Origin of the sequence: Nocardia sp. NPDC049526 (assembly GCF_044465765.1) — a bacterium.
Taxonomy (GTDB): Bacteria; Actinomycetota; Actinomycetes; order Mycobacteriales; family Mycobacteriaceae; genus Nocardia.
Genome location: NZ_JBITMA010000002.1, coordinates 255077 through 271978, shown reverse-complemented (window position 1 = coordinate 271978; position 16902 = coordinate 255077). Strand labels below are relative to the sequence as shown.

The 16902-nt window shown below is 66.7% G+C and carries 13 protein-coding genes and 2 pseudogenes; 5 read left to right on the top strand and 10 right to left on the bottom strand.

Going from position 1 to position 16902, the window contains the following annotated elements:
• Window positions 1–361: 361 nt before the first annotated feature.
• From ACIBW7_RS05920 to ACIBW7_RS05910, 3 genes and pseudogenes are all read left to right on the top strand, one after another.
• On the top strand, window positions 362–1933 hold the full coding sequence (locus ACIBW7_RS05920; RefSeq protein WP_397044583.1) for an HD domain-containing phosphohydrolase: 1572 nt from the start codon (window positions 362–364) through the stop codon (window positions 1931–1933).
• A gap of 96 nt (window positions 1934–2029) precedes the next feature.
• A pseudogene (locus ACIBW7_RS05915) lies at window positions 2030–2393 on the top strand (peroxiredoxin).
• 26 nt (window positions 2394–2419) lie between these two features.
• Window positions 2420–3169 (top strand): hypothetical protein, encoded by a 750-nt coding sequence (locus tag ACIBW7_RS05910; RefSeq protein WP_397044581.1) that lies wholly within the window; start codon window positions 2420–2422, stop codon window positions 3167–3169.
• A 127-nt stretch (window positions 3170–3296) separates the two neighbouring features.
• On the opposite strand, the gene ACIBW7_RS05905 is transcribed toward ACIBW7_RS05910, so the two are convergent.
• From ACIBW7_RS05905 to ACIBW7_RS05860, 10 genes and pseudogenes are all read right to left on the bottom strand, one after another.
• Window positions 3297–4835: an alpha/beta fold hydrolase gene (locus ACIBW7_RS05905; RefSeq protein ID WP_397044580.1), complete on the bottom strand. Its 1539-nt coding sequence runs from the start codon at window positions 4833–4835 to the stop codon at window positions 3297–3299.
• Between the two features lie 227 nt (window positions 4836–5062).
• On the bottom strand, window positions 5063–6187 hold the full coding sequence (locus ACIBW7_RS05900) for an MSMEG_0565 family glycosyltransferase (protein ID WP_397044578.1): 1125 nt from the start codon (window positions 6185–6187) through the stop codon (window positions 5063–5065).
• Window positions 6187–7038: a carbon-nitrogen hydrolase family protein gene (locus tag ACIBW7_RS05895; RefSeq protein WP_397044576.1), complete on the bottom strand. Its 852-nt coding sequence runs from the start codon at window positions 7036–7038 to the stop codon at window positions 6187–6189. Before ACIBW7_RS05895 ends, ACIBW7_RS05900 begins: the two co-directional genes overlap by 1 nt.
• A gap of 8 nt (window positions 7039–7046) precedes the next feature.
• Window positions 7047–8318, bottom strand: a complete 1272-nt coding sequence (locus ACIBW7_RS05890; RefSeq protein ID WP_397044574.1) for an MSMEG_0569 family flavin-dependent oxidoreductase — start codon at window positions 8316–8318, stop codon at window positions 7047–7049.
• Window positions 8302–8619: an MSMEG_0570 family nitrogen starvation response protein gene (locus ACIBW7_RS05885; RefSeq protein ID WP_397044572.1), complete on the bottom strand. Its 318-nt coding sequence runs from the start codon at window positions 8617–8619 to the stop codon at window positions 8302–8304. Before ACIBW7_RS05885 ends, ACIBW7_RS05890 begins: the two co-directional genes overlap by 17 nt.
• Window positions 8612–9535: a carbon-nitrogen hydrolase family protein gene (locus tag ACIBW7_RS05880; RefSeq protein ID WP_397044570.1), complete on the bottom strand. Its 924-nt coding sequence runs from the start codon at window positions 9533–9535 to the stop codon at window positions 8612–8614. Before ACIBW7_RS05880 ends, ACIBW7_RS05885 begins: the two co-directional genes overlap by 8 nt.
• Window positions 9532–10995: an MSMEG_0567/sll0787 family protein gene (locus ACIBW7_RS05875; protein WP_397044569.1), complete on the bottom strand. Its 1464-nt coding sequence runs from the start codon at window positions 10993–10995 to the stop codon at window positions 9532–9534. The genes ACIBW7_RS05880 and ACIBW7_RS05875 overlap by 4 nt, the downstream gene beginning before the upstream one ends.
• A gap of 1 nt (window position 10996) precedes the next feature.
• The gene (locus ACIBW7_RS05870) at window positions 10997–12055 is read right to left on the bottom strand and encodes an MSMEG_0568 family radical SAM protein (protein ID WP_397044567.1); all 1059 of its coding nucleotides are present in this window, start codon (window positions 12053–12055) and stop codon (window positions 10997–10999) included.
• A 9-nt stretch (window positions 12056–12064) separates the two neighbouring features.
• The gene (locus tag ACIBW7_RS05865) at window positions 12065–12610 is read right to left on the bottom strand and encodes an MSMEG_0572/Sll0783 family nitrogen starvation response protein (RefSeq protein WP_397044566.1); all 546 of its coding nucleotides are present in this window, start codon (window positions 12608–12610) and stop codon (window positions 12065–12067) included.
• 396 nt (window positions 12611–13006) lie between these two features.
• Window positions 13007–13150: pseudogene (locus ACIBW7_RS05860) on the bottom strand (ATP-binding protein); the annotation flags it as partial.
• Window positions 13151–13906: 756 nt separating this feature from the next.
• On the opposite strand from ACIBW7_RS05860, the gene ACIBW7_RS05855 reads away from it, so the two are divergent.
• Together ACIBW7_RS05855 and ACIBW7_RS05850 are read left to right on the top strand one after the other, a co-directional pair.
• Entirely contained in the window at window positions 13907–15289 is a 1383-nt protein-coding gene (locus ACIBW7_RS05855) for a hypothetical protein (protein ID WP_397044564.1), read from the top strand.
• Between the two features lie 18 nt (window positions 15290–15307).
• The gene (locus ACIBW7_RS05850; protein WP_397044562.1) at window positions 15308–16897 is read left to right on the top strand and encodes a hypothetical protein; all 1590 of its coding nucleotides are present in this window, start codon (window positions 15308–15310) and stop codon (window positions 16895–16897) included.
• Window positions 16898–16902 lie beyond the last annotated feature (5 nt).

Sequence of the window (16902 nt, the reverse complement as noted above, 5' to 3'; positions counted from 1 at the left end):
TTCACTGTGTGCTGCGGTTCCACGGGCACTGATAGGAACAGCGCCGGGTGTCCGCGCGCCGCATGCCTGGGCGATCTGAGCCGGGAGGACACGGGTGGGCCGGTGGCGAGCTGGGACGAGCTCGATTCGATCGCCCGATCTCGAGTCCGCATGGCGCTCAACCGGCTGAAAAAAGACGTTGCTCGGCGATGCGGGCAACTGGTGTCGCGGTTGCTCATGCGATTTTGTGACTTGGCTGCCCGTCGAAGCTGTGCCCATAGTCTGAGACTGTGCACGGACGTGTCAGCGAGGGTGGATGCTGCAGCGGAGCTCCTTTCCAGGGATCAACCGCTGCGAATGCGGAGACGCCTATGCTCGCAGCATGACGCGTGACGCTCGGGATTCGGGTGTTTCGCTGGCCGCGTTGCTGGCCGCGTTCTCGTTTGCGATGGATCTCGGCCTGGGCCAGCCGATGGCGCATGTGCTGCGGTCGTGGCTGCTGGCTTCGCGGCTCGGAGAGCGAGTCGGGTTGAGCGCGGAGGAACGGTCCGACCTGTACTACACCGCGGTGCTGGCTTGGACCGGTTGTGTGGCCGACGCACCCGAGGTGGCCGCGTGGTTCGGCGATGACATCGCTTTTCGCGCGGACAGTTACAAACTGGATTTGCACGGGTTGGGCGGGGCGGTCTTCTTCCTGTCGCATGCGGGGTCCTCGGGACCGTTCGCGCAGCGGGTGCGCAAGACCGTGACGATCGCGGCGAAGGGCGGCCGCGATATCGAGCGGGGGTTGATGTCGCACTGCCTCACCACATCGACGATGGCGGAACGTCTCGGGCTGGGCCCGGCTGTCGGGGACTCGCTGCGGCAGTTCTTCGCGCGATGGGACGGCAAGGGCGTGCCGGGCGGTGTCGCCGGGGAGCGAATCGGGCTCGGGATGCGGCTGTTCCATCTCGCCGACGTCGTCGAGGTGCTGCACCGTAGTGCTGGAATCGATGCCGCGATCGAGGTCGCTCGTTCGCGGCGTGGGACGCAGTTCGATCCGGCCGTGGTGGACGCGTTCTGTGTTTCGGCCCGCGACTTGCTGGCGGATGCGGAAGTCGAGCCGGATTACGGGGAACTCATTGCCGCTGATCCGGCGCTGCGGCGGCACCTTACCGGCGCGGAACTGGATTCGGCGCTCGAGGTGATCGCCGACTTCACCGATCTGCGCTCGCCCTATAGGGCAGGGCATTCTCGTGGTGTAGCCGATCTCGCAGGCCGTGCTGCGGCTATCGCCGGTTTCCCCGAAGCCGATATCACCGTGGTGCGTCGCGCGGCGTTGTTGCACGACATCGGGCTACACGGTGTTCCGGCCACCATTCTGGACAAGCCCGGAGCGCTGAGCGTGACCGAGCTCGAGCGGCTTCGGATGAGCTCGTACTACACCGAGCGGGTGCTGGCCCGCCCGGCCGCACTGTCTCGCATCGGGGCTGTCGCGGCCTTGGCCTATGAGCGCCTCGACGGCTCCGGTGCACATCGCGGGCTGACCGGACCGTCGATCCCGGTGTCGGCGCGCCTGCTGGCGGCGGCCGATACGTATCGGGCCATGACCGAGCCGCGTCCGTATCGAGATCCTTTGCTACCCAAGCAGATTCTCGCCGAACTACGTGCCGAGGTGCGCCGCGGTCGACTCGATGCGGGGGCGGTCGATGCCGTCCTCGAGGCAGCGGGACAGCCGCGCCATCGCCACCGCTCCGGCCCGGACGGTCTGACACCGCGCGAGCTCGAGGTCCTCGTACTGATCGCGCGGGGTGCCTCGACTCGGCACGTCGCACGCACTCTGGGCATCACCCCGAAAACGGCAGGCACTCACATCGAACGCATCTACACCAAGACCGGATCGTCGACCCGAGCGACCGCTACCCTCTACGCGGTTCAGCACGGCTTGCTGGACACACTTGCCGCCGATTCGTAGGGAGAACACCCGACGACACGCATATCCGTCGCGCCTAGCGTTCGTTTCGTGATCCATTCTGTCGTCCGGCGGCAGTGCATGAAATGAGGTTTCGCGATGTCGAACGCCGTGATCAGCTCGACCACGGGTCGGGCGGACCCGGATAAGGGTCGCCGTCGCGTTCCCGGTGGCCGTCTGCGCCGCCGAGACGGGGCGCGAAACCCTGATGTTCCTGATGAAGGAAGCCGTCCGGCTCGCACTCGAAGGCACCGCGCTCGGCGTCGCTTGCGACGGTTGTCCGCCGCTCACCGAGCTGTGCAAGCGCTACCAGGCTGGTGGTGGGCGCTGCTGCGTCTGCCCGATCGGCTTCGACACCGAGCAACTCGAGAATGGCGCGTTCGTCGGCAACGCCGAACTGCGGGGCATCATCCCGATGTGGCAGTGGATCGGCGACGTCCCGGCCACCACATTCAGCTACTGAGGCGCGCCGCGCCGGAGGTGAGGACCATGTTAGATCTGGCATCCCAGTTGACCGACCTGCCCGAACACCGGGGCCACGCGCCGTGGCCCGGCCACGAATATGTCAAGGGCTGGGGCGTTTTCGGTCTTCCCTTCGACAGCGGCCACATCCTCGCCCTGCGCGTCTTCCCCGAAAACGACTTCGGCCCATATAAAACCGTCTGGCACCGCGACCCCGACGGCCGATGGTCGATCTTCGTCGACGGCGACCGGCTCGAGACCGCCTGCCCGCGCTACTACGGTCCCGCGTGTGCCTACACCGGGTTCGCCACGATTCGAGTGGCGTGGACCGGACCGGCATCGCTGCGAGTCACCGTCGACGAGCCCGCGCTGGACTGGACGCTGACCGCACAGGAGACTCCGGCGTTGCATATGCTCAACGCCATCGGGCGGCGTCTGCCGCTTGCCACCTGGCGGCCGCGTTCGCTGGTGCGTGCCCGGGAAATGATCGCCGCCGCACTGGGGTTGGGGCATCTGAACATGACGGGTGCCATGCCGAGCGGGCACGTCGGAATCCTCATGCCCCAGCAGATGTACCTGATCACGCAGTCGACGGCCGTGCTCGACGACCGCGACCTCGGGCATCCCGCACGCCTGGACATGAACCCAGTCATCGGCGACGTCGCCCTGCCCGCCCGGGGCGTGGTCGCTATCGGCCAGGCGATGTGGCAGGCCCTAGCGCCGACCGAGAGTAATTCGGGCCCAGGCAATCTCACGCCCAATCCCCACTCACGATAATCAGGACCGTATCCCGATCGAAGCGGTCGAGCTACGGGGCTTTCGCAAGTGTTGGCCTTCCGCGCCGGAATCGGTTGCCCCACTCCAGGTTCAGGGCTCAGTTACAACGGTGCGGAACGCCACCCGGTTATTGGCCAGGTGGTGTCCGGGGCATGGAGGCGGCGGGAGTCCGGTCTGCGGCTTCCGCATCCGCGTAGCAGGTGATGTCTGTATCCAGCATTGTTCCCACGCTGAAGTATGTGTTGATCGCGTTGTTCACGCAGTTGCTCAGTTCGGGCCGGAATGTCATGTGGATACGGACATCCTGCAGCGTCACCATCCGCGACTCGGACATGTCCTGATGCAGTCGGACGCCGTGGGCATAAGGAGTTCGGGGATCTCCCGTCGCCTGCAAGATGAGCGCGGGTACCGAATTCCGGACGACAGTCGCAGGCTCGACCGGCCGAGGCCAGAAGGCGCACGGCTGGATGTTGTTCGCCAGCGCGCCGAACACCGGCTGCGTGGCGCGGGTCTCTTCGATGTTGCGCCAGTACCAGGTCGGATCAATCGGTGCCCCGACATCGCCGCAGGCGATCTGCGCAAGCACCGAGTTCTCGTTGTCGCGCAGCGCCTCCACGATGGCGCGAAGCCGGGGTGTTCGCGATGTAGTGGGCGGACCGCCCGCGGCATCGGCGATCTCCCGCACGGTGGCGGCCATCGCTTCGTTCAGCCGGAAGTTCATCAGCAATCCGTGCAGGATGAACGGAAGCCAGTGATCGTCAATGGCAAACCCATCGATGACAATGGGTTGGCGTGCGGCGATACGAACGAGCTCCTCGATCTTCGCTCGCACCTGCTGCGGAGTAGCACCGAGCCGGAACTCGTCATCTCGACCGGAAACCCAGCCGGCCCAGTCGTCCAGCGCGATCTCGTCTGCCGGACCCCAATCCTGAACCAAGCCCTCCCAATACCGATCCGGGTCGATCGAGCTATCGAGCACGACGCGGTCACTGCTCTCGGGGAACATCTGCGTGAACACGGCACCGAGGTAGGTGCCATAGGACACGCCGTAGAAGTTGACCTTCTCCTCACCCAGGGCGCCTCGCACAATGTCCATGTCACGCGCGGTGTTGCGAGTGGTGAACTGCCTCAGCTTGTTCGGATCACGAATCAGGCAGGTCGCGGCCATCCCAGCGGACTGAACGGTGTCGTGCACGAATCCCAGCGGATCCAGACCCGCCGACCGAATCATCTCGCCAACCGGCCACCCGCACCGCGGACTCCGCCCGGATTCGCCGACCCCGCGCGGATCCATGCCGATCAGGTCGTAACTCGCCAAGACCTGCGGCGAGAGCACATCACCGAGCAGATCCAGACTGTCCAGCCCCTCCGCACCTGGGCCGCCCGGATTGGACAGCAGAATTCCCCGCCGCTGCACCGGATCGCCGGCCTTCACCCGCGAAATCGCCACGGTCATCGTTCGATCGTCGGGATTCTCGTAGTCGAGCGGCACCAGTACATCCGCGCACTCGCCACCGGCCTTGTCGATATTCTCGACGCCGCAAGGCTTCCACTCGAGCCGCTGGTGATAGAACCAGTCCAACCCGATCGGGTGCGCGTCGTCCATCGGGCCCGCCTGGCTGTACGCCGGCACAGCCATCAGCAGGGCCACCGCCACTACAGACATCGAACGCCTGAGCAGGTTCACCGACAACAGACTTCACCTCTCGACATGAGGGATCACGCAGGTTGGTGCGACGTGAACCGTAGCCGATACGGCGGTTCGGTTGTGGTAACCCACACCCACTCAGGCTGAGTCAAGACGTTCGACGAGTAGCGTGTCCCAGGGATGCGGGTGGAGCTGACGGATCGGATCTGTACAAGGTTGGTGGGGATTTCCCTTCTTGCTCCGAGTCAGCGGTGGGTTGTCAGCATTCGGTTCGGTATGTCGGTCGGGTGGGCCTGGTAGAACTCGAGATGGGCTCGGGCTGCTCGCTCCCAACTGAATTCGGCGGCGAGTGCTCGGCCGTGTGCGGATCGGGACGGGTCGGGCCGCAGCGCTCGAGCCATGCCCGTAGCCATTTCCGCGGGAGTGACGGCATAGTGGACGGTGTCGCCGAATACCTCGCGCAGGACCGGTAGATCGCGTGCGACGACGGGGATTCCAGCAGCCAGGGCCTCCATGGCGGCCAGACCGAATCCCTCCTTGGTGGAGAAGAACGGCACCAGGGCTGCCCCGGCCATCAGGGCGGGCAGATCCTGGTGGGGGACCGTACCCAAGATGGTAGGGCGGATGCCGAGTTCGGTGGCGCGGGCATCGAACTGGGCGCGGTAGGCGCGGTAGTCGAAAAGTGTTTCACCACCAGCGAATACGAGGCGCAGTTGTGGCTGGTCGTGTTCGAGGAGGGCGAAGGCTTCGAGAAGGTCGATGCTGCCCTTGCGGGGTTCGATGCCGCCGAGCGCCAGGATGTAGGGGCCGAGTCGGTGTTGCCATGCGGTGCGTTCGGCGATGGCGGTGGCGGAGTCGCTCGCGGCGGTGGCGAACCGATCGTATTCGACGCCGTTGGGAATCACGGTGGGCCGCAGGCCCCATCCGGTACGGACTTCGCCTGCGACCGCGTCCGATACGCAGATGTGGGCATAGGGTTCGACGATGGCGCGTTCGTGGCAGCGGGCCAGTTCGGGGGTAGTGAAGGTATCGAGATGGTGGATGGTGCGGACGCAGTGGCCGACGGCGTTGGCACTGATGCAATCCTGTGCGTGCACGATGTCGTAGTCGTGCGGCGTGAACGTGTCACGTAAAACGTTGATGGAGCGTATGATTCGTCCCCCGACCGGCTCGTCGTCGACACTGGCGAAGGGCACGACTCGAACATTCACCGAGGGGGCGACCGGCCGGAAGAACCCGGCATCGCCGCTGCGGCCCAGCGTCCATACGGTGACGTCGGCGCCGAGGCGGGCGAGGGCTTCGGCGAGGTTGAGGGTGTGCACGACCCCGCCGCGGGGTTTGGTGGAGTAGGTGAGCAGCGCGATCCGCATCAGTGGCCGCCTTTGTCGGACATGAGGTTGTGGTAGGTGTCGATGCGGCGTTCCTCCAGGTGCCGCAGCACGCGGCGGGCGCGTTCGACTTCGGCGTCGATATCGACGTCGGCCACCGCGAGTCCGCCCTTGGACCAGGTCTTGGCGAGGATGTCGCCGCCGGGACCGACGATTTTGGCCTGGCCCAGGAACCGCAGATTGCCAGTGATGCCGGTTTGGTTGGAGGAGGCGAGAACGATCTGGTTCTCGGCGGCGCGGGCTTGATCGTAGAGGTCGAAGAGGCGGGATTGTCGGTCATTGGGCATGCGGGAGGCGCGGTCGGTGACGCTGGCGGGCCAGGCCGATAGCGCCGCGATGGTGCGCGCGCCGTCGAGAGCGAGCGAGCGCGCCGACTCCGGGAAGGTCTTGTCGTAGTCGATGAGCATCCCCATCCGCCCGACCGGAGTGTCGAAGGCCGCGAAGCGGTCTCCGGCGGCGTAGGCGAGGTGCTCACCGGCGGGCTGGTGCACCTTGCGGTGATGGCCGAGTACTCCGTCGCCGGTAAGGCACACCGAGGCGTTGTAGCGGGTGCCGTCGGCGTGTTCGGCGTAGCCGATGCAGATGGTCATGGCGCCGGCGAGCCGGCATAGCAGCCGGATCTCCGGCCCGTCTGGGTCGATGGCCTCCGGTACGGTGGCCGGATCCGGATTACGGAGGTCGCCGATGTAGCCGCCGAGGGTGGCGTCGGGCAGTACGAGTAGGTCGACACCGTCGTGGGTGAGCCGCTCGACCATGCCGGTGATCTTTTCTAGAGCGCGGGCGATATCTGCGCCGAAATGTGCTGCGACGGCGGCGATTCGGGTGCGTGCCATGGCTGTTCTCAGGCTGCGGCGGTTTCGCGGGCGGTGACGGTGATCCGGTCGGCGAGGTGTTCGGCGTCGCGGGCGATGGCGGCGAAGCGGCCCGAACCCCACGTGTGCAGCCAGGGCAGCCCGAGGAAATACAGTCCGGGTTCGGTGGTGACGCCGCGGTTGTGGCAGGGGTGGCCTTCGCCGTCGAAGACGCCGACCCGCAGCCATCGGTAGTCGGTGCGGAAGCCGACCGACCACACCACCGAGGTGATATCGCTTGCGGCCAAGTCGATTTCGGTGACCTCATGCTCGGGTCGCCACGCCGGCCGGTAGCGCGGTTCGGTCGGCACGTCTATGCCCGCGTGGGCGATGTAGGTGTCGATGGAGTCTTTGATGCTCTCGGCAACCGCGTCGGCGTCGTCGAGAGATTTTTCCAGCGATGGCTCGAAATGCGCTGTGCGGCTGGTGATGTCCATCATTCGGCCGTAGAGCGACATGCCTTCGACCGCGAATTGGCGCAGGTCGATGTCACGGCCGCCGTCGCGGCCGGTGACATAGTGGTTGGTGTTCTCCCGTTTGCCGAGCCCGCCGGGCTGGTCTTCGATGGGAATGTCGTAGTGGCCCATGTCGTGCAGCCAGGCCACGCAGTCGCGGCCCCGGTAGAAGCGGGCGACGCGCGGTGCGCTGCCGACCGCGAGGTGCACCTTTCGGCCTTCAAGGTGGAGATCCTCGGCGATCTGTGCGCCGGACTGTCCGGTACCGACGACCAGGACGGCACCGGCGGGGAGGTCTGCGGCGCTGCGGTACTCGCCGGAATGCAGTTGCCGGATCGACGCGGGCAGCCGCTCGGCGAAGCGCGGTGTGGTCGGCGTGTGATAGCCGCCGACGGCGACCACAACCTGATCGGAATGTATTGGACCGGAGGTGGTTTCGATGTCGTAGCCGCCGTCCGCCGCTACCGTCACCGCGGTGACGGCGACGTGCTCGCGAACCGGCGGGGTGAAGGTATCGGCATAGCCGCGAACCCAGGCGTAGACCTCGTCGCGTTTCATGAACCCGTGCGGGTCGGGACCGTTGTAGCGGTAACCGGGCAGCACGCACTGCCAATTCGGTGTGACGAGGGTGAAATTGTCCCACCGGGTGTCGCGCCATTCGTGGGCGACGGTGTCGCGCTCGAGTACGACGTGATCGATGCCGCGGGCGGTCAGATGCCAGCTCATCGACAGCCCGGCCTGCCCGCCGCCGATGACGACGACATCGCGGCGTTCCGCGGCCAGACTCGACTCAGCTTGCGGGGTCACGATTTTCCTCCGAAGGTAGGGATGGTGGGGTCATCGACAGCACCCGCACCGTGCCGGGTGCGGTCTGTGTGGCGGCCGATTCGATGGCGTCCAGGGTTTGCATAGCGGAGCTGCAGTAGAAGCCGAACTTCTCCTTGACGCGATCAGCCGCGATATTCAATGCGGTGGATGCGCGCCGCACGAAGTCGTCGATCGGATAGTCGACCCCGGTGGCGAGATGGTCGTGGATCACCAGCGAGGGTGAATAGCAGGACTGCACTGTGCCGTTGGGCCAGCGGATATCGAAGGTCATCTCAGGCATGGGTGGCCGCCAGTTCTTCGGGCACGGTCGGTTGTCCGACGACGCCGTGCTGCTCTACCACGCTGTGGTAGAGCTCCGGTCTCCGGTCGCGCAGGTTGTACATGCCGCCGCCGCGCGCCTGTCCGAGCGCGTGCTCGACATCGACGGTGGCGGTCGCGAGGCCGGGCTCGGTGCCGGTGGTGGCGAGGATGTCACCGCCGGGGCCGACGATCTTGGCGCTGCACACGAACCGCAGCGAGCCGAAGGTCCCGGCCTGGTTGGACGCGATCCACACCACCTGGTTCTCCACCGCGCGGGCACGGTCGAAGATGTCGAAACGCTGGGTCCATCGGTCGTCCTCGAGTCGTTCGGCGGTGGCGGTGCGCGAGGTCGGCCACGCCGACAGCGAGGTGATGATCTCCGCGCCGTCCAGCGCCAAGGCGCGTGCCGCTTCGGGGAAGGCTTTGTCGTAGCAGATCTGCATACCCATCCGGCCGACCGGGGTGTCGAACGCTGCATATTCGGATCCTGCTGCGTAGCAGAGGTTTTCGCCGAGCGGCTGATGCACCTTGCGGTAGGAGCCCAGGATGCCGTCGCCGGTGAGGGTGACCGCGGCGTTGTAACGCAGTTCGCCGTCGGCTTCGCAGAAGCCGAGTGTGACGACCAGATCTCCGGCCATGGCGGTGATCCGGCGCAGCTCGGGCCCGTCGAGGGTCAGCGCGGGCGGCAGGCTGCGCAGGCGGCGCTGTTTGGCCTCCTCGCTTTCCTCGCCTCCACCCAGGCTGGGCAGGTAGCCGCCGAGGCAGGCTTCGGGCAGCACGAGCAGTCGGCTGCCGCGCGCGCGGGCCTGTTCGATCAGCCCGGCGATGGTGCGGTAGCAGGCGTCCATGTCGCGGCTGAATTCGGCGGCGGCCACGGAGATGGTTAGTTCTGTCATGAGTGTCCCAATCCGGTGACGGTGCCGGGCACCGCTGTGGTCGTTGTTCCATCCGGCCAGCGCAGTCGCACGCCGGGAGTCGAGGTGAGCACACCGCACACCGCGGAGGTGGCGGGTCCGGCGTCGGCGATCGCCGCGCCTGGGCGGTCGGCGGTGAGCATGGCGAAGCCGGGGAAGCAGGTGATCCATTGCGCGAGTGCGGCTTTCGTTGGCCGGGGGATTCGCGCCACGTCCAGTTCGATGCCGACACCGGACGCTTCGGCCAGCATGCCCGCTGTTCCGGCGATACCGGCCATGCTGACGTCCTTCGCGGCGGCCGGAGCGGTATCCGCGACGAACCGTCCGAGTGTCCGCAGCTCCGCGCCCGTGCGATGGGAGGACGAATCCCATTGGTGACCTTGATATCCGGGACGCCACCCACCGCCGAGATCGGCAGTGAGGCGCAGCTCGTCGCCGACTCGCCCACCCCCGCCGGGCACCGGGCTCGCGGCGCGGCCCAACGCGGTCACCGACAACGCGGCCGGGCCGATCTGGGTGTGCCCACCCAGAATCGGCACACCCCACGTCTGACCGGCTCGAGCAAGGCCACGCAGGATCCTGGTCAGCAGCGACCGAGTTGGAGCGGCGACGGCATCGAGCAGCCCCACCGGCTCGGCGCCCATGGCGGCCAGATCATTGAGATTCACCAGCGCCGAACACCACCCGGCCCATTCCGGATCGCGTTCGACCATCGACGGGATGATCGCGTCACAGGCGGCGACGAGGTCACTACCCGGCACCGGCGCACCATCGTCGCCACGGAACCCCATGCCGCCCAGAGCCATCGGCTGATTGCCGAGGTCTTTCAGCAACGGTCCGAGCATCGACTTGGTGGTCTGTGCCAGTCGTTCGATGCGATCGATCGGCCAATGCATCCGCACATGCGGGGTGCCGCTGATCTCCGTCTCGCCCAACCGGATCCAGCCCAGGTGGGTGAACATCACGGCGTAGCGGGCCTGCACTGTGGCCTCGAAGCGGAGCACATTGTTACTCTCCGCGTAGGCGCAGGCCGCCCGCACCAGGGCGTTGCCGACGCCCCGGGTGCGCAGTCCGCAGTCCACGACCAATCGGCTACCGGTCCACCAGCCCAGGTCCTCTGCGGTGACCGGGGCAACCCGAACGCCACCGAGGACGGTGCCGTCCGGGGTCAGCGCCACCAGCACGGTGGTGCGCGGGTCATCATCGATATCGTCGGCGTCGCTGCCGCTGAACAGCCCCTGCTCGATCACGAAGTTCTCCCGGCGCAGCGCCCGGTAGGCGGCGAGCTGTGCGGCGTCGGCGGGCCGGATCAGGAATCCGTCCTCCGCTTCCGCCGGGCACGGATGCCCGGACAGGACGCAATAATCCAGCGACGGTGCACTGGGCGTGGCCGATTCGTCGAGCCACGAGCGTTGTGTGCGACGGGGTTCGGTGGTGGTCATCTCAGCCTCCCGCGGTCTGCAGTACGCTGCACGCCCCACAGGCCGCGCATCCGGCCTTCTGTCCGGAGCCGAACATTTCGGCGTTGCGCAATTCGATTGCGACCCTTTGTGTTACGTCCTCGAGTAGCTCCGGTGTAGGTGCCATCGCGCCGTCCACGTCGACGGCGAGGGTGCCTGAGAGCGGGCGGAACGGCACGATGAACGGATACACCCCCATCTCGATCAATTCCTTTGCGCCGAAGATCAATTCGTCCGGATCCTCGCCGAGGCCGACGAGCAGATAGGTGGACACCTGGTTGCGGCCGAATACGCGGACCGCCTCGGCCCAGGCCGCCCGGTACTCCGTCAGCGGCACGGTCGATTTACCGGGCATCCAGCGGGCGCGTACCCGATCATCGAGGGACTCGACATGGATACCGATGGAATCCGCCCCGGCCTCCCGCAGTTCGGTGAGGGTGGCCAGGTCGCCCGGTGGTTCGCACTGCACCTGGATCGGCAGGTCCGGCACGGCCCGCTTCACTGCCCGCACACAGCGCGCCAGATGCCGTGCGCCGCGGTCCTTTCCGGCGGAGGTGCCGGTGGTCATCACCATCTGGCGTACGCCATCGAGCCGGACCGCGGCCGCCGCTACCTCGGCGATCTGCTCGGGCCGTTTCACCGCGATCGTCTGGCCCGCTTCCAGGGAGGCCTCGATGGCGCAGAACCGGCAGCGTTGATCTTCGGCGTACCGGATACAGGTCTGCACCACAGTTGTGGCGAGTACATCCGCACCATGTAGTTTGGCGATTTGCTCGTACGCGACGCCTTCGGCCGTGCGTACGTCGTAGAAGCGTGGCCGCCGCACCGGCTCGACCGATACGCCCAGGTCGGCGCCGTCGAGTAACAGTCGATCGCCGTGCAGGGTGTAGGGGCTGTCGGACCGGATGGGAATGGCAGCGCCGGCACCCCCGAACAGCACATGACCGTCGTCGCTCGGCCCGGCCCCGGAACGGCGCTGCACCGGCACATCGACGCGAATGCCGAGTAGCGCCAAGTCTACTCGAGTGGATACCCCGGTCATGGCAGCGGCCTATACCTGGTAGGTGGAGTTGATGATCGCGCCCTTGCGCGCGTAATGGATCAGCGCGTCCTGCACATCCAGCGGATGCGCCGGAATCACGCCCTCGATCAGGTCTTCCTCACGCGCACCGTGCAGCGCCAGCCCGAACCGGCAGGCGAACACTTTGCCGCCCTCGGAGATGAAGGTGGCCAGCGCATCATTGATGTTCTGCTCGCCGGGGAACCCGCTGTCGCCGGTGGTCGGAAAGCCGCGGGTCGCAACAGCGTTGATGGCACCAGGACCATAGAAGTAGATCGCGGACTCGAAGCCCTTGCGCAGCGCCCGGGTCGCCTGCAGGACCGCCACGAAACTCACCGACGATTCGTGCGCGATGCCGTGCACCAGCGTGAAGTAGGTTTCCCCGGCCTCGGCCTGATAGTCCGGGAAGATCTTGGTCGCGCCATAGATATTGGTACCCTTCGGCAGCGCCGGATGCGGGATCTCGGCCAGCGACTTCGCGATGTTCTCCTCGATCGCCTTGTCGATATCGGTGGTCGACGTGGTGGGTGCGGACATGATTCATCTCCTGCGAAAGATGGAATTGGACTCGGTGAAAGGGAGATCTGCCGGTTCGTGATCGGCTCACCGATGAATCAAGTTGACGCCCGGCGCATTTCCGGTTGGTCACGTCCGGAAGAATACGGCGTTGCCGGGTGCTCACCATTGGAATCAAAGGTCGATCGAAGCGTATTGCATTGTGCCACAACAAAAGTCAGCCATATGCTACCCCCGGATACAATGACCGTCTCGATGCTGAGTAGTTGCGGCGTAATCGTCCTCCAGGACTTTTCGCTACTGAGTTAACAAGCGCTGTCCCTGATCCCGTCAGTTCGTAACATCGACGAAATCGCTATCTCGAGGTACAGACGCCGTCGTGCGTATAGGGGGCAATGAGGACGTCGAGGCCGCAAACAGTTGGGTGCCGGTGTCGTCCAGGGGCGCGAACCCGATCTCGTCGAGAATCATGAGGGCCGTGTGTAGGAGGGTGTCGATGATTTTGCCGACGGTGTTGTCGGCCAAGCCGCGGTCGCGGGTGTCGATCAGGTCGGCGGCGGTTTCCTCGTACGTTGACCGCGGCCGTGTGTGCGGGGGCCAGTGGCACGCGATGAACCAAGAGACCGTCGGTGCGCAGGCTGCACAAGCGGCCAGGTGGAGCGGCGATCACACGCAGCCGGGAGTCTGAGTGCAACGGCCTGAACAACTGGTCCGTCACTTCAGTCCCGTGTGGTGCTGTCGGCACAGTATGCCGCCCTGGTGGAGAGCTCGTGTTGCGTTAAGTCCGCTATACAGCGAACTTAGGATTGCGCTGCCGCGGAAACTGCTTCTGAACTGCGTGCTTCTGTGGCGACGCTGGCGCTCGCCACCCCTTTCCGAGGTTCCTTGGCTCGAACAAGAGCGGAGCCATCGATGCTGTTGTGCAAGTGTTGAATTCGGTTGTGCGGGCCTTGTGGCTGGATGCGGCGGAGGAGGCGCATCTGTATCGGCTCGCTGATGTGCCGACCCGCACGCGGGAACCGCTCTGCTGGAAGAGCTTCAGGTGATCCTGGGTCATTTGGAGCTGTTGCCGAGTGTGGTGTCGAGTGCTCGTTATGACGGGGATCACTGACCGGTGGGCTTGCCATGGCTGGTAAATACCGGCATTGCGCCGGGACGCGAAGTGCGAAATCTTCAGCCTGGGACGTTCCAAATCTTGACGACGAACCGATCCAGGCGATTTGGGGGAACTGCTCGTGAACTGCTCACTGTCGAGGCCGCGCGTTGGCGCCTCCGAGGTTTCGGCACGTTTGTCGTTCCTGGAACACGGAGAGTGCCGTGACGCAGGCCGAGGATGAGAACCTCGCGGGGTTGGTCGATCGGATCGCCGATGGGCTTCGTGCGGTAGCCCCACCCGGGTGGCAGCGGCTGGAGGCGTGGTTCGCGATGACCGTGGTCGCCGAATCGGCGCTGCTGGTGGTCGACGACGGCATCCGGTCGTTCCGGTCCCCGGTGCCAGATGCGGTGTGGGATGGAGTGCGCCGGCATCGGCAGGTGTCGGCAGGGGCCGACGGCGGGCCGTGGTGGCGGTTGCTGGTGCGCATCGATGCGGACGGTGTCGAGGCCGCTGCCGATCACGGTGCGGTGCCGTTTCCCGGCGAGCAATTGTTCGCACCGGAGGCCTACCTCGCCGACTTGGAACGCTATCCGCGGGATCGGCTGCCGGTGTGGCTGGCGGCCTACCTCGGGCGCGGCGAACGTCGGACGCGGCCGCCGCGCGTCGCCGCCGACGCGATGCGTGCGGACCAGCGCGCGGGTCTGCGGGCGGTGGCCGTGGACAACGAACTGCCGGAGCTGGCCGTGTTGTGGGCCCGGTGGGCGGTGCTGGCGGCGGCCTTCGTGGCGGTCGGGTCGGGGCATGGGCCGCGGATCGGTCCGTCGGTTGGCATTTTCGAGGGCGCCGGACGCAGCGGTTCGACGTTGACGCTACTGCCCGGTGACCGGGCCGTGCTGTCGGGTGGTGTGTGGGATGCGTCGGTTCTGGACGCCGCCTACAACGGGGGTGCGGCAATGCCGGACTTGTTTGCGGGAGCGCCGGATTGGGTGGCCGACCCGGTGCTCAATCCGCGGGCGGCAACCGGTTTGCTGTCGTTTTGTTACTGGTGGAAGGCCGGTCGGTGGTACCGGGGTGAGTCCGCGCCTCTACCGGAGTGCGCACCGGCGCTGCCCGCAGTGTGGACCGTCGGCACCGTGGCGGGTGTCGTCGGCAACCTGCTGGACGACCAGTCGGCCGCGGCCGAGTTGTTGGTATCGGCCGCGCAGGCCGGAGCGGTGACTCGCGAGGCGATCGTGCAGGTCTTCGGCGGCGGTGACGGCGCCGACATTGATGGTGCGATGTTCCAGTTCATGCTCGCGGATCTGGACGCGAACCACGCCGAGGGGATCGGCGAAGCGGATGCGCTCGACCTCGTCCGTGATCACATCCGACGGCAGGCGTACGACACTACGGGATACTCGCTGTCGACGTTGCGGGCCGATCGCGTCAGCGTGGGCTGGTTGGTGCGTTCGCCGGTGCCGGACGGCGACATGGCTTTGGACCGTTCGGTTTTCTATGTCGCCGACGATGGTGTTGTGGAGCGCTCGACCACGTCGGTGCCGCTGTCGGTGTTCGTCGCCGGTTTCGAGCGACGTTTCCGGCTGCGGGGCAACGGCCGAGCCTGACCGGAGGGGGATCGCGACGTGAACGGTGAAGTTCGGTTGGATCCGGACCACATGCGAAATCGGGGAGCGCGGCTGGCCGAACTCGGGGACCGCGTGGGGCAAACCTATGCGGGACTGCGCGATTCCCTGGCGCACGCCGAAGGCAGTTGGGGCAACGACGACCTGGGTATCGCGTTCGCCAAGGAGTTCAAGCCGCATGCCGACCAGTTGCTGGCCAACCTTCGGGCGATGGAGCAGAGCCTGCACAGCACGGCCGCTGGAATGGTCGACGCCGCAAGCCAATTCGAAATGCAGGACAGGTTCGGCGCCAGCTGGGTCGGTACTACGGCCGATGACCCGGACCCGATCGGCGAGCCGGCGCCGCCCCGGCCGGATGGCAGCGCGAACACGTCCTCGCTCGCCGGTGCACCGTCGCCTGTGACGTCCGATCCCGCGGCGACCTTTCCGGCAGCTGGGCCCCCGGCGTATCCAACGGACCGGGCTGACCCCACCGAACGATCCATCCCCGGCGGATCGCGGACACCGGACGCGTCCGCGGGACGCTCCACGCCGGAGAGCGGTCCGCAGCGGGATCCTTCGGGTCGGGCTGCGGGCGGAGAGGCGGAGCGGGGAGTCGGCGGTAACTCCGGCAAGCCTGCCGGAGACTCCGGTCGCCGTCCTCCGGCCGCCGCGGTGTTCCCGCCGGCCGCCGCAGTGTCCCCATCGATCCCCGTGCCCCCGGCCGCCACCCGGGGTTCATCCAGTGCCGCAGCAGGACGGCCGGCATGGGCGAGCCCACCGGGCGGCGCGGGACAGCGAGATACGCCGTGGTCCGGGCGGCCGCCCAAAACGGGCGGACCACCCGCCGGTGCCGCGCCGAGACTCCCTGGTCCTCGGGTGGCCTCTTCGCCGCGGACGCAGAAGCCCGCCGACGAATTGCCGCGCGATCGGCGTCGCTCTGGCGCGCGCCCGGTTAGTGATCCCGTGGTCGGCTGGCTGGCGTCGACATTGGCCGAGAACCACGACGTGCGGGTGACCGGATTCGATACCCCCGGCTTGCAGGTGCCCGTCATACGAGAATTCGTGGCCGCTGTGGACCGGGTGCTCACCGAGTACCCGGTGATCGATCTCGATGTCGTCGCGGTGGCGGAGCTCGATGTCGAACCGGGGCCGGTGTGGTGGAGTCGCGAACCGCGCGACACGCGGGGCAGGGGCGCCGGTCGGTCGATCACCCTCGACCAGCGGACCGCGCAGGAGCCGACGCGAGCGATCGGAACGGCGGAGTCCGACACCGAGCCGGCGGAGCTGGAAATTTATCAGGCGACGCTCCGCGAATTCGGCCGAGCACTCGACTTCGCCGGTGGCGGTCTCGCACGCAGGCGGGCACAGCGTGTCCTGATCGCGGAGTACCTGTGTCTGGAGGCGGGACGCAACAGCACACTCGCCGAGGTAGTGCGCGGTTACCGGCGCTGGCGTGCCGAGTTGACCGGGGACGCCGCGGACGCACGCGGGTTCGACGTGAGCCGGGCCCTCGGTGCCGCGTTCACCGATGTCGTGCTGCATGGAGACGAGGCGAGCCTCCAAGCGCGAGCACTGCACGCGGTGCTCGTCGACGCGACGTCGCGGTAGGCGGT

What these genes read in the sequence shown, in the direction of transcription:
- ACIBW7_RS05900 (WP_397044578.1), bottom strand. Translation starts at nt 6,187, where the DNA reads ATGCGGATCGCGCTGCTCACCTACTCCACCAAACCCCGCGGCGGGGTC.
- ACIBW7_RS05885 (WP_397044572.1), bottom strand. Translation starts at nt 8,619, where the DNA reads ATGCCTGAGATGACCTTCGATATCCGCTGGCCCAACGGCACAGTGCAG.
- ACIBW7_RS05895 (WP_397044576.1), bottom strand. Translation starts at nt 7,038, where the DNA reads ATGGCACGCACCCGAATCGCCGCCGTCGCAGCACATTTCGGCGCAGAT.
- ACIBW7_RS05865 (WP_397044566.1), bottom strand. Translation starts at nt 12,610, where the DNA reads ATGTCCGCACCCACCACGTCGACCACCGATATCGACAAGGCGATCGAG.
- ACIBW7_RS05870 (WP_397044567.1), bottom strand. Translation starts at nt 12,055, where the DNA reads ATGACCGGGGTATCCACTCGAGTAGACTTGGCGCTACTCGGCATTCGC.
- ACIBW7_RS05910 (WP_397044581.1), top strand. Translation starts at nt 2,420, where the DNA reads ATGTTAGATCTGGCATCCCAGTTGACCGACCTGCCCGAACACCGGGGC.
- ACIBW7_RS05875 (WP_397044569.1), bottom strand. Translation starts at nt 10,995, where the DNA reads ATGACCACCACCGAACCCCGTCGCACACAACGCTCGTGGCTCGACGAA.
- ACIBW7_RS05920 (WP_397044583.1), top strand. Translation starts at nt 362, where the DNA reads ATGACGCGTGACGCTCGGGATTCGGGTGTTTCGCTGGCCGCGTTGCTG.
- ACIBW7_RS05905 (WP_397044580.1), bottom strand. Translation starts at nt 4,835, where the DNA reads ATGTCTGTAGTGGCGGTGGCCCTGCTGATGGCTGTGCCGGCGTACAGC.
- ACIBW7_RS05880 (WP_397044570.1), bottom strand. Translation starts at nt 9,535, where the DNA reads ATGACAGAACTAACCATCTCCGTGGCCGCCGCCGAATTCAGCCGCGAC.